Source organism: Bartonella eidoli (assembly GCF_036576145.1).
Classification (GTDB): Bacteria; Pseudomonadota; Alphaproteobacteria; order Rhizobiales; family Rhizobiaceae; genus Bartonella.
On record NZ_JBAFWX010000002.1, the window covers coordinates 71,904 to 85,001 of the forward strand.

The 13,098-nt window shown below is 34.8% G+C and carries 8 protein-coding genes; 4 read left to right on the forward strand and 4 right to left on the reverse strand.

Annotation, left to right across the window (positions count from 1 at the left end; all coding sequences use genetic code 11):
* Positions 1-42: 42 nt before the first annotated feature.
* Both V5N68_RS01855 and V5N68_RS01860 read right to left on the reverse strand, forming a co-directional pair.
* A complete protein-coding gene (locus V5N68_RS01855; protein ID WP_332065632.1) occupies positions 43-1,263 on the reverse strand; it encodes an FAD-binding protein in 1,221 nt (406 codons plus the stop codon).
* A 33-nt stretch (positions 1,264-1,296) separates the two neighbouring features.
* Positions 1,297-1,545 (reverse strand): zinc-finger domain-containing protein, encoded by a 249-nt coding sequence (locus V5N68_RS01860; protein WP_332065496.1) that lies wholly within the window; start codon positions 1,543-1,545, stop codon positions 1,297-1,299.
* Between the two features lie 286 nt (positions 1,546-1,831).
* Here V5N68_RS01860 and V5N68_RS01865 point away from each other — a divergent pair, with 286 nt between their 5' ends.
* Both V5N68_RS01865 and V5N68_RS01870 read left to right on the forward strand, forming a co-directional pair.
* Positions 1,832-4,021 (forward strand): RNA degradosome polyphosphate kinase, encoded by a 2,190-nt coding sequence (locus V5N68_RS01865; protein WP_332065497.1) that lies wholly within the window; start codon positions 1,832-1,834, stop codon positions 4,019-4,021.
* Complete coding sequence (locus tag V5N68_RS01870) at positions 4,018-5,529, forward strand: Ppx/GppA family phosphatase (protein WP_332065498.1); 1,512 nt, start codon at positions 4,018-4,020, stop codon at positions 5,527-5,529. Before V5N68_RS01865 ends, V5N68_RS01870 begins: the two co-directional genes overlap by 4 nt.
* Before the next feature lie 312 nt (positions 5,530-5,841).
* On the opposite strand, the gene rnd is transcribed toward V5N68_RS01870, so the two are convergent.
* Positions 5,842-6,993, reverse strand: coding sequence for a ribonuclease D (gene rnd / locus V5N68_RS01875; RefSeq protein ID WP_332065499.1), 1,152 nt, complete (start codon positions 6,991-6,993; stop codon positions 5,842-5,844).
* 232 nt (positions 6,994-7,225) lie between these two features.
* Here rnd and aspS point away from each other — a divergent pair, with 232 nt between their 5' ends.
* On the forward strand, positions 7,226-9,016 hold the full coding sequence (aspS, locus tag V5N68_RS01880; protein WP_332065500.1) for an aspartate--tRNA ligase: 1,791 nt from the start codon (positions 7,226-7,228) through the stop codon (positions 9,014-9,016).
* 482 nt (positions 9,017-9,498) lie between these two features.
* Positions 9,499-11,748, forward strand: coding sequence for a DNA topoisomerase IV subunit A (gene parC, locus V5N68_RS01885; RefSeq protein ID WP_332065501.1), 2,250 nt, complete (start codon positions 9,499-9,501; stop codon positions 11,746-11,748).
* A gap of 76 nt (positions 11,749-11,824) precedes the next feature.
* On the opposite strand, the gene V5N68_RS01890 is transcribed toward parC, so the two are convergent.
* On the reverse strand, positions 11,825-13,072 hold the full coding sequence (locus V5N68_RS01890) for a multidrug effflux MFS transporter (protein ID WP_332065502.1): 1,248 nt from the start codon (positions 13,070-13,072) through the stop codon (positions 11,825-11,827).
* Positions 13,073-13,098: the final 26 nt, after the last annotated feature.

Below are 13,098 nucleotides of genomic sequence, written 5' to 3' on the forward strand. Positions count from 1 at the left end.
AATTTTCTTAAATACCAATCCATTTACTTCTTCATTCCACTCTCATGTTAAGTTCAGAGCGTTATACATGTAAAGCCAGTTGAGATCTGACATGATTTTTTCCGGTGAGCGAATTTTCATTATGAAATTTCGTGCAACTGCTGTAAGACCGGTTGCATGGTAGACTATTCTGTTAAAGTTTCCACGTTTCTTTACAGCTGTAATACGGGGGGAGCGTACTTTTTTATAATGCAAAAGGGCTTCAGTTAATGTTAAGTTTTTAATAGAGAGTGCTTTGGCTAATGTAGCAGCATCCTCTATTGCCATTGCTGCACCTTGTGCAGCAAAAGGTAAGGCTGCATGTGCACAATCACCGACAAATACTTGTCGTTCTAAACCTATAAAACGATTATGCTTCATTTGAAAAAGTGGCCAATAGCTCCATTCATCAATATAATCAAAAATTTTCAAAATTTGAAAATTCCAATCTTTAAAAAGAAATTTAAGTCTTTCTTTTTCTCCTTTCTGATTCCACTCTTTTTTTGTATTTTCTCCATGAGTAATAGCTATTAAATTAAAAGTTTTTGCTGATGGCTTAATAGGATAAATAACCAGGTGATTTTTGGGCCCCATCCAAGCAGTAATTGTTTTCATACTTTTTAATAAAAAGCAAAAACTTTCAGGAAAATTTTTAGATTCTATTGTTGTCCGCCAAGCAATAAAGCCACTAAAATCTGCTTTTTCGTGAAAAGGAGCCAATTGGCGTAATGTCGACCAAACTCCATCGCATCCAATGAGAAGAGGTGTTGAATAAAGTTGGTATTGCTGTTTTCCAGTTGATGTAACTGTTTTTATATTCAGGCTGTTGGCTGTGTTTTGGGTAGATGATAAAATAGTTTCACCTGCTTTGTATTTAATGAGAGGATTTTCAATAACAGCATCGTACAAAACTTTTTGTAAATCTGCCCGGTGAATTGTTATATAAGGGGCTTTCCATTGTTTTTTTGATAAGCTGAGGAGATCAACATGCAGATGCGTTTTTAAAGAAATCCCATCTCTTATTTCCAAAAAGTGTGGTATCATTCCCATTTCAGTAAGTTTATCGAGAACTTTCCATTGAGCAAGAAGGCGTGTTGCATTAGGGGTGAGTTGGACACCAGCACCTATCGCATCAAGTTGTTTACATTTTTCAATAATGGTACTTTCTATACCTTGATGAGCAAGTGCTAAAGCTGAGCTTAAACCTGCGATACCCGCTCCGACAATTACTGGGGATTGATCAATTGGCCATTTCATTTCGTAAAATTAAAAATTGCATTACAAAAAGTTATTAGGATGATACAAACACCCTGTCGGTTTTGTTTGCTTATATGACAATGAGGGATTGTATCGATAAAGTGTTGAACAATAAGGACAAATTTTTTCATCAGCTGCTCCCATATCAATAAAAATATGGGGGTGATCAAATGGTTGTGTGGCTCCTACACACATAAATTCTTTTACACCAATTTCAATTACTTTATATCCAAGGTCATTTTGGAAATGAGGAATGTTATGATCAGCCATGGTATATAAGCTCTGAATAAATTATCTAGTAAGGTCTGATTAGACTCTCTAACTGTACTCTGTAATAAAGTGTATTATAATGCAAGGTGATTTTTAAGAAATTTGTGAATAAGAGTATTCTAAATTATTGTAAGATATCAAATATAAATAACATAACGAGAAAAATTAGTCGTTAATATGTGAGTGCTACAAGCAATTATAGGCGTGTTTATTTACCTATAAAGATTTTAAATATGCATATATACAGCATGCAAAGGTAACGTATAAAGGAAGATTAATAAAGTATATGGGACAGAAAGGAATAGATCAGATTTTTGTGCAGGATATAATGGTGAAAAGTCCGGCACGATTTGTTAATCGAGAATTTTCATGGTTACAATTTAATAATCGTGTGTTGATGCAAGCCGCTAATTCAGGATATCCTTTATTAGAGCGGGTACGATTTCTTTCGATTTCAGCGGCTAACCTTGATGAGTTTTTTATGGTTCGTGTCGCAGGTCTTGTTGCTCAAATTCGTGCTGGAATTACAGAATGTAGCGCAGATGGACATACACCTCAGGAACAACTCGATATTGTTCTCGCTGAAATTTCACGTTTACAGATCAGGCAACAACAGGAATTATGTAATTTATGTTATGAATTAAAACAGAATCATATTGAAATCATAGATTCCAATGAGCTCTCTGAGTTTGAAAAGTTATGGCTTGAAGAATATTTTTTTGATAAGATTTTTCCTGTTTTAACGTTTTTGTCTATAGATCCTTCTCATCCTTTTCCATTCATTCCTAATTTAGGTTTGTCTGTAGCCCTTTATTTAATACGGCAGAGCGATAAAAGTCCCGTTGTTATGTTATTGCGTATACCAAGTACTTTGAAACGCTTTATTCTTCTTCCTCAAAAAGGCAATAATTTTCGTTTTATTTCATTTGAAAATGTTATTAGCCTTTTTATTGACTGCTTATTTCCTGCCGATGAAATTAATGGATTAGGAATGTTTAGGGTTATTCGTGATAGCGATATTGAGGTAGAAGGGGACGCTGAAGATTTTGTTCGCTTTTTTGAAACTGCCCTTAAAAGGCGTCGTCGTGGGCAGGTTATTCGAATTGAATTTGATGCAAAAATGCCTAAACATTTACGCCAATTTATAATGGATGGATTGTCTGTTTCTACATATTATGTAAATATTTTAGACGGATTATTAGCACTTAATATGGTATCAGAAATTGCTGCTATTCCTCGTGATGACTTAAAGTTTATTTCTTATACTTCTCATTTCCCTGAATGTATTCATGCATATAATGGAGATTGTTTTGCAGCTATCCGTAAAAAAGATATTATAATACATCACCCTTATGAATCATTTGATGTTGTTATACAATTTTTACGTCAAGCTGCTGGCGATCCTGATGTTGTTGAAATTAAGCAGACCCTTTATCGCACATCGAATGATAGTCCAATCGTCAGTGCTTTAATTGATGCTGCTGAACGAGGTAAGTCGGTGATTGCTTTGGTAGAGCTTAAAGCGCGTTTTGATGAAGAGGCTAATATTCGTTGGGCGCGTGATCTTGAACGCGCGGGTGTTCAAGTTTTTTTTGGTTTTATTGCGTTAAAAACGCATGCTAAAATGTCTCTTGTCGTAAGACGTGAGGGAAAATGCTACCGTTCTTATGTTCACCTTGGAACCGGAAATTATCATCCAATTAATGCAAAAACTTATACCGATCTTTCTTTTTTTACTACTGATGACGATATTGGTCATGATATTGCGTTGCTTTTTAATTATATTGCTAAGTATGAGCGTCCCAATAAAACACTGAAGATTGCATTTTCACCTTTAACATTACGTGACCGCATTTTTGAGCATATAGAAAAAGAAATTTCTAATGCACAACAGGGGCGGTTTGCTGCTATTTGGATAAAGGTTAATTCACTGGTTGATCCTGAAATTATCGATTCTTTATATCGTGCTAGTCAAGCCGGGGTGCAGATAGATTTGATAGTGCGTGGTATATGTTGTTTACGTCCTGGTATCTCAGGGATTTCAGATAACATTCGTGTAAAGTCAATTGTAGGGCGTTTTCTTGAACATAGCCGCATTTTTTGTTTTGGTAATGGTGGAGATTTGCCTAGTGAGAATGCTCTTGTGTATTTAGGATCAGCTGATATGATGCCTCGTAATTTTGATCATCGTATTGAAATATTGGTTCCGATTTTGGATAAAACAGTTCGTAAAAAAGTTCTTTTACAGATTATGTTGGCTAATATTATTGATAATCAACAAAGTTTTGCTATATTAAGCGACGGAACATCAAAGCGTATAACACCACAAAACAATGAAAGTCCGTTTAGTGCGCAGGAGTATTTTATGACTAACGCAGGTTTTTCGGGGTGGAAAAAAACTTTTGGGTCTTCTGTTTCGCATTTGGTTTCATTGAATCGGCAACAGATTAAAAAAGTGTATACTGAATTCCAATGATATGTATAAACGCTCAAGGCCGACTCAAAGGACGTAAACCTGTCGCTGTTATCGATATTGGTTCAAATTCTGTTCGACTTGTTGTTTATGAAGGTCTTGTTCGTTCACCAACGGTTTTATTCAATGAAAAAATTCTTTGTGGTCTTGGTCAAGGGGTTGCAAAAACTGGATTTTTAGAAAAAAAATCAATAGAAATGGCGCTGCGGACATTAAAACGGTTTCGTGCACTTTGTCAACAAATTGGAGTTGATGAAATTTATACTTTAGCAACAGCTGCTGCACGAGAAGCAAAAAACGGATTATCTTTTATTAAGGATGCTGAAAATATTCTTCAGAGCAAAGTATATCTTCTTTCAGGAAATGAAGAGGCTGTTTATTCCGCGTATGGAGTTATTTCTGCTTTTTATCAACCAAAGGGCATTTCAGGTGATCTTGGTGGTGGAAGTCTTGAACTTATTGACATTTATGATTCCAATGTAGGTGAGGGGATAACTTTTCCATTAGGTGGTTTATGGTTACAGTATATGTCAAATGATAATATTGCTGTAGCAGAAAAGATTGTACATGAACAATTTTGCAAGTCTGGGGTTTTGTATCAAGGTTCAGCACATTGTTTTTATGCAGTGGGAGGTACTTGGCGTAATTTAGCAAAACTCCATATGGTAACTAAACATTATCCGTTGCCCGTTATGCATGGCTATGAGGTTGATGCAGCTGAAATGAAGTGTTTTTTACATCTTGTAGTCAATGGCAATATTGATGACATCAAGGGGATTTCTGCTATCTCAAAAAATCGTCGCCAATTGTTGTCCTATGGGGCGATTATTCTGATTGAACTTATCCAATGTATGAATTTTAAAAAAATAGTTTTTTCTGGTGCTGGAGTACGTGAAGGCTTTCTTTATTCACGATTGTTAGAAGAAATGCGTGGCTCAGATCCTTTAATTGCAGCATGTACGGAAATGGCTATTTTACGGGCGCGTTCACCAAAGCAAGCGGAAGAACTCATTGATTTTACTACCAATGCTTTTGAATCTTTTGGAATCTTAGAAACTGAAAATGAGTTTCGTTATCGTCAAGCTGCCTGCCTTCTTGCTGATATAGGTTGGCGTATACATCCAGATTATCGAGGTAATGAAGCGGCCAATCAAATAGCACTAGGATCTTATCCAGGAATTTCTCATGATGGTCGTATGTATGTTGCATTGGCTGTTTTTTTTCGTAATAAGGGCCTGCTAACTGATGAAGAAATTCCAGCTATTTTTCGGTTAGCAACTAAGAACACAATTAAAAAAGCGCGTATTCTTGGTGGAGTTATGCGTATTGCTAATCTTTTTAGTGCTTCCGTTGAGGGAATACTGCCTAATTTATTATGGTATAAAAAGCCAGGTCATATCATATTAAAAATTCCTGTGCGTTATGCTGATTTAATAGGTGATCGTCCTCTTGGGCGATTAAAGCGTTTATCAAAAATACTAAAAACTCCTCTTTCTTTTGAAACTTTTTGATTTTAATTATATAGGGGTTCTCTTTTATATTATATTTGTATGTTTAATATAGCTTAACATTAAGATTAAAAAAATATTAGCGAGCTTCTTTCATGCTTTACATAACTTATTACGGATATACACCTTAGGTGATATAAAGTAATAAAATTGTTTTCTTAAAATGATGATGTTTAAAATTTTTTTGCATTCGTCGTTTAGATAAAGTTAACTGATTTTTAAAGTTTTAAAAAATTAGTAAATTAAATAACACGGATACTTTACTTAGAATATGTTATCATTTTAAAGGTATGCATGGCTAAGTTTTTCTTTAATTTAAAATTGTTTGGTATTTATTTTTCCATTGCTAAAATAAAATCCTATCTGCCCTTTTAACATTTTTTCAGCTTTTTCACCAAATATTTCATAGCGCCAGCCATTCATTGCAGGAATATTTTTCGTTATATTGCCATTTGCGATTTTTTGTAAATCGTTGGAAGTTGCTATAATTTTAGGTGCAATACCGTTTTCATTTGCTACAAGCTTGAGTAATATTTTTAGAAGGTCAGTTGCTGCAGTTGTTGTATCATTAGGATTATATTGAGGAAGAGCAGGTAAAGTCGTAAGGTCTGTTTCTAGACCCTCATGAATAGCTTTAATTAATGTTTGCGTTATTGATAATTTATCCCATTTTTTGTTCAGGCTACGTAAACGCTTTAATGTGGATTCATCTTTAGGTTGTTGAGTTGCGATTTCAATGAGGCACTCATCTTTCATAATATGTCGGCGTGGGATATTATATTTTCGTGCTTCGCGTTCACGCCAAGCTGCTATTTTTTGTAAAATAGCAAGTTCGCGAAGTTTTTTGACTTTTCCTTTTACTTTTTTCCACGCTTCGTCTTCTGGCAAGTCATAAGTTTGTGGTGTAGAAAGAACTTTTATTTCGTCATCCATCCAGTGTGTGCGTTTGTTTTTTTCTAGTTGTTTTTTTAGTAAGAGGTAAACGTCTCTTAAATATGTTACATCTGAAAGCGCATAAAGTAGTTGTTTGTCGGAAAGAGGACGGTAGCTCCAGTCTGTAAAACGTGATGATTTATCAAGGAGATGACCTGTACAGCGCTTTACAATTTGATCATAGGAAATAGAATCGCCAAATCCGCAGATTGATCCCGCTATTTGGGTATCAAAAAGAGGACAGGGAATGACGTTTCCAAGATGATAAATTGTTTCGATGTCTTGACGTGCAGAATGAAAAACTTTGATAATTTTTTTATCTATCATTAAATCAAAAAATGATTGTAAATTAATATCTTTTGATATGGGATCAATCAGTATTGTGGTATTTGGAGAGGCTAGTTGAATAAGGCATAATTGTGGCCAAAAAGTTGTTTCACGGATAAACTCTGTGTCTACTGCAACAAAATCAGAGTTACGTAAAGTTGTAATAGCCTTTTCAAGGTCTACTGTTTTTGTAATTAATTTTATCATTTTATTTATAACCAGATAATTAAATTTATATTTTTTTAAGTTTTGGCTATCATATTTAGCATCTCTTATTTTGTATAATAAGTTCTATTATTCTATTATAGTCAGATAAATAAATTTATCTCTTATTATATATTATATTTTTTTTGATTCTTTGTTGTCATAGCTTGACAAATAGCTTTTAAAAAGCGTTTGTAGCGCAATATGAAATGTTACAATCAAAAAGGTAAAAACTATGCACCGTTATCGCAGTCATAATTGCGCTGCTCTCCGTAAATGTGATGTAGGAACACAGGTTCGTCTTTCTGGATGGGTTCATCGTGTTCGCGATCACGGCGGGATCCTTTTTATAGATTTACGTGATCATTTTGGAATCACACAAATCGTTATTGATCCAACTTCACCCGCTTTTAAGTTGATTGAAAAAGTGCGTTCTGAATGGGTTATTTGTGTCGATGGGGAAGTACGTGCGCGTTCTGATGAAGTTATTAATACAGCTCTTCCGACAGGTGAAATTGAAGTTTTTTTGAAAAAGGTAGAGATTCTCTCAAAAGCAGATGAACTTCCTTTACCTGTTTTTGGAGAGCCTGATTATCCAGAAGATATTCGATTGAAATATCGTTTTCTTGATTTACGTCGCGAAACTATGCATAAAAATATAATGCGCCGTGCTGAAATTATTACTGCTATTAGACGGTATATGCAAGATAATGATTTTACAGAATTTACCACGCCACTTTTAACTGCTTCTTCTCCAGAAGGGGCACGTGACTTTTTGATTCCCAGCCGTATTCATCAAGGAAAATTTTATGCGTTGCCGCAAGCACCTCAACAATACAAACAATTGCTGATGATGTCTGGTTTTGACCGTTATTTTCAAATTGCTCCGTGTTTTAGAGATGAGGATCCACGAGCTGATCGACTTCCAGGTGAATTTTACCAATTAGATGTTGAAATGAGTTTTGTTGAGCAAGAGGATGTTTTTTCAATAATGGAACCAATTATGCGTTCTATTTTTGAAGAGTTTTCAGATGGGAAACCTGTAACACAGCATTTTCCTCGTATTACTTATGATGAAGCAATGCAAAAATATGGTTCTGATAAGCCTGATCTGCGTAATTCAATAATTATGGAAGATGTTTCTCAGCACTTTTATGATTCTGGTTTTAAAGTTTTTTCTCAAATTTTAGCTGATGATAAAAATGCAAAAATTTGGGCTATTCCAGCTAAGACAGGCGGAAGTCGTGCTTTTTGTGATCGTATAAATAAATGGGCGCAAAGTGAAGGGCAACCAGGTCTTGGTTATATTTTTTGGCGTGAAGAAGAAGGAAAATTTGAAGGAGCAGGTCCTATTGCCAAAAATATTGGTGAACAGAGAACTGAAGCTGTTCGTACCCAACTTGGTCTTGATGGTGGTGATGCGTGTTTTTTTGTTGCGGGAAATCCTAAGAAATTTTTATCTTTTGCAGGATTGGCACGTACACATATAGGAGAAGAATTAGGCCTTGTTGATCATGAATGTTTTTCTTTAGCTTGGATTGTTGACTTTCCATTTTTTGAATGGAATGAAGATGAAAAAAAGCTTGATTTTGCACATAATCCTTTTTCTATGCCTCAGGGAGGGCAAGATGCTCTTGATTGTCAGGATCCTCTGACTATTAAGGCTTTTCAATATGATCTTGTATGCAATGGTTATGAGATTGCATCAGGTGGAATTCGTAATCATTCTCCAGAAATGATGCTTAAGGTTTTTGGTCTTGTTGGGCTTACTGAGGAAGTGGTAAAGGACCGTTTTGGTGCTCTTTATCGTGCGTTTCATTATGGTGCTCCACCACATGGAGGTATGGCTGCTGGTATTGATCGTATTATTATGCTTTTACAAGGGGTTAAAAATTTACGTGAAATTACCTTGTTTCCAATGAATCAGCAGGCTCTTGATCTTTTAATGAGCGCTCCATCTAATGTTTCTACCGTACAATTGCGTGATTTAGGTATTCGAATTGCTTCTTTAAAAGAGAATAGTTGATAAATTTTTCTTTAATAGAGTATGATACTATTTGCATGTAATGAGGCTGTAGTGCCTTTAAATTAAAAAAAATGTATATGTTGTCTAAATAATTTTAGGCTGTATGTTGATTGAAGCTCTTCAAAAGTATTGAAGAGCTCATACAGTGCTTTATTATTAAATAATCTAGTATTTTTATGATAGTTATTAGTTAGAGAAGTTTAATAATAATATTTATGTAATTATTTTTAAATATATTATCTTATTGTTATATCAAAAATAACTCTATTTTAGAATATTGATAATTTCTATGTATCGTAAAATAAATATTCAAATAGGCGCATAAAATTTTCAAATTGATGTAACTGATTGTTCGTGTTTTAATTACAATGTTTATTTTATCTATTTTATTTTTAATAAAAATGATTGAGTGATAAAAGATTGAACTTAAAAATTTTGTGGAATAATTACTCATTATTTTGGGAATTGTTACCTTAATTGTTATGTCTGATAAAATGATTTTACCTTTTGATAAAAAAACTGTTAAACCAATAGAATTATGCTCTGCCTTACAGGAGCGTTATTTGGCTTATGCGCTTTCCACTATTACTCATCGTGCATTACCTGATGTGCGGGATGGGTTAAAGCCTGTGCATCGTCGTATTATTCATGCGATGCGTTTACTTAAACTTCATCCTGGACAGTCTTATGCTAAATGTGCGCGGATTGTTGGGGATGTAATGGGAAAGTTTCATCCTCACGGTGATGCGTCTATTTATGATGCGTTGGTGCGTTTAGCTCAAAATTTTGCAGTTCGCTATCCGTTAATTGATGGACAAGGCAATTTTGGTAATATTGATGGTGATAATGCTGCTGCTATGCGTTATACGGAAGCGCGTATGACTGAAGTGGCTGCGCTATTACTTGAAGGGATTAATGAAAATGTTATTGATTTTCGTTTAACTTATAATGAAGAAGATGAAGAACCTGTTGTTTTACCAGGTGCTTTTCCTAATCTTTTAGCGAATGGTTCATCAGGCATTGCGGTTGGTATGGCAACGTCTATTCCACCTCATAATGTTGCTGAATTATGTGATGCTGCATTGCATTTAATTTCTCATCCGAGTGCAAGTGATGAGGAGTTAAATCAATTTGTTCTCGGGCCTGATTTTCCAACAGGAGGCATTTTAGTTGAACCTAAAAAGAGTATTCAGGAATCTTATCGTACGGGGCGTGGTTTTTTTCGGTTGCGTTCACGTTGGTATAAAGAACTTGGTAATCGTGGCTCTTATGTTGTTGTTGTAACTGAAATTCCATATCAAGTTCAAAAGTCACGTCTTATAGAAAAAACTGCAGAATTACTTCTTGCTCGGCGATTTCCAATGCTTGAGGATATTCGTGATGAATCTGCAGAAGATATTCGTATTGTGCTTGTTCCTAAGAATAGAACAATTGATCCTGAGATTCTCATGGAATCCCTTTTTAAATTAACTGATTTTGAAATAAGGTTTCCTTTGAATCTTAACGTTTTATCTTTAGGAAAAGTGCCAAATGTTCTCTCTTTACGTGAAAGTTTGCGACAATGGCTTAAACATCGTCAAGAAGTTCTCGTTCGTCGTTTTACTTATCGTCTTGATGAAATTGGTTGTCGATTAGAAATTTTACATGGTTATCTTATTGCATATTTGAATCTTGATGAGGTAATCCAGATTATTCGTGAAGAAGATGAGCCCAAAGAGGAATTGATTATACGCTTTGAGTTAACGGAAAATCAAGCTGAAGCGATTCTGAATATGCGGTTACGTGCTTTACGGAAGCTTGAAGAATTTGAAATTAGAAAAGAATTTGAAACTCTTGAGGCTGAAAAAATTAAATTACAAAATTTGTTAAGTTCTAATACAGAACAATGGAAAGTAATTTCAGAAGAGATAATGAAAGTTCGTAAAACTTTTGGTCCAGAAACTAATTTAGGAAAAAGACGTACAACATTTGAAAATGCACCGAGATATGATGTCAATGAAATTCATCAAGCTATGATTGAAAAAGAGCCTGTAACAATCGTTATTTCAGAAAAAGGTTGGATGCGTGCTTTAAAAGGTCACTTGAGTGATTACACAATACTTTCTTTTAAAGCAGGAGATTATTTGAAGTTAGCATTTCCAGCATTTACGACAGATAAGATTGTTATGATAAGCACAAGCGGAAGGTTTTTTACTATTAATGCAAATATTCTACCTGGGGGTAGAGGGCATGGTGAACCAATTCGCATCCTGATTGATATGGATGATGAAGATGATATTTTTACAGCTTTTGTACATAACGCACAAGAGAAACGGCTTTTGGTTTCATCTCATGGAAATGGTTTTATTGTTCCTGAAGCAGAGGTGATTTCTAATACGCGAAAAGGAAAGCAAGTTATGAATGTAAAGTCTCCTGACAAGGTTAAGCTTTGCATTTTGGTAGAAGGTGATCATATCGCAGTGGTTGGAGAAAATCGCAAGATGCTGATTTTTTCTGTTCAAGAAATACCGGAAATGAATCGTGGTAAGGGAGTACGCTTGCAGCGATATAAAGAAGGTGGTATTTGTGATGTTAAAACTTTCAATTTATTAGAAGGTTTGAGTTGGCAAGATACAGCTGAGCGTAATTTTAATCGCCAATCTTCTGAACTGACTGAATGGATAGGCACACGCTCTGGAGCAGGACGTTTAGTTCCTAGAGGATTTCCTAAATCAGGAAAATTTATCAATTAATATAATGCAGCGCTAAATTATAAAGGCTTAGGAAAAAGACATCTTATTTTATTACTAAGCCTTTTGATATTATATATTATTTTAAATTTTGTTGCATGAAAAAACGTCCACGCTCTGCCCATAAAACAAGGGCTATGGCAATAAGGCTTAAAAAGAAAAATCCTGCCGAATTAGGAATTGTTGTTTCATCAAATTGTTGTGCAATAAAGAGAGAAAGACTTGCACCAATAGAGCTTTGAAGGAAGCCAGATACAGAAGATGCAGTTCCAGCAATATCTCCTAAAGGCTCAAGAGCAAGTGTATTAAAGTTAGCCATCATACCTCCGCATGCAAACATTAATGTACAATATAATAGCATGTAGAAAGGAAATGGAATAACACCATCTGCAAAGATTGAACCAATGAACCAAATACACGAAACAGCGCAAAATAAAAGAAGCATGCTATGAGAAATACGTCGCATCCCAAAACGTCCAACAAATAGAGAGTTTAGAAGGCATGCTATAACTTCAAATGCTGCACTAACCGCAAAAGCTATTGGAAACCAGAATCCTAAATTATAAATGCCGCCATAAACTTGTTGTGATGTATTAATAGCAATAAAAATACAGCCTAAGATAATTGAAGCAGCAAGTGTATAACAAAGACTGGAACGTGTAGTTATAACCAGCTCAAGGTTTGTTTTAATAGAGGAAAAAGAAAGAGATCTTTGTACATGAAGGGTTTCAGGCAAACGTGTATAAATCCAAACCATTAGTCCAAAGCCAATTGCTGCCATGAACATAAAAATAAGGTGCCAAGATCCGAATGACAAAATTATTTGTCCCACTGCTGGCCCAATCATTGGTGCAATGAGAAAAACCATCATAACTATAGATATAACTTCTGCCATTTTTCTACCGCTATAGAGGTCACGTATAATGGAAATTATGATTACACGCATGGCTGCTCCACCCATACCTTGTAAAACGCGTAAGACAAGCAATACAGGAAAACTTGATACGAATGCACAGCAAACAGACGTAATTGAATAAAAAGCAAGGCCAATAAGAATAAGTTTACGGCGTCCATAACGATCACTTATAGGACCAAAGAATATTTGTGTCACTCCATAGCTGATAAGGTAACAAGAAATAATATAATTCTGATAATTTTCATTATTAATATGTAAGCTTTCTAAAATAGAAGGCATAGCTGGTAGGACAATATCAATGGCTATAGAATTAATTATCATAAGCGATGCAAGAAGAATAACAAATTCTTTATATCCAATGCTCTCTTTAATTGTATCTATGTGTTTTTGCTCATCGATTGAACGTAACATATCTATCCTTTAAAAGTAAAAGACTC

Excerpts from the sequence above, each read along its gene's own strand:
- parC (WP_332065501.1), top strand. The coding sequence starts at position 9,499 with ATGTCTGATAAAATGATTTTACCTTTTGATAAAAAAACTGTTAAACCA.
- rnd (WP_332065499.1), bottom strand. The coding sequence starts at position 6,993 with ATGATAAAATTAATTACAAAAACAGTAGACCTTGAAAAGGCTATTACA.
- V5N68_RS01860 (WP_332065496.1), bottom strand. The coding sequence starts at position 1,545 with ATGGCTGATCATAACATTCCTCATTTCCAAAATGACCTTGGATATAAA.
- V5N68_RS01870 (WP_332065498.1), top strand. The coding sequence starts at position 4,018 with ATGATATGTATAAACGCTCAAGGCCGACTCAAAGGACGTAAACCTGTC.
- V5N68_RS01865 (WP_332065497.1), top strand. The coding sequence starts at position 1,832 with ATGGGACAGAAAGGAATAGATCAGATTTTTGTGCAGGATATAATGGTG.
- aspS (WP_332065500.1), top strand. The coding sequence starts at position 7,226 with ATGCACCGTTATCGCAGTCATAATTGCGCTGCTCTCCGTAAATGTGAT.
- V5N68_RS01890 (WP_332065502.1), bottom strand. The coding sequence starts at position 13,072 with ATGTTACGTTCAATCGATGAGCAAAAACACATAGATACAATTAAAGAG.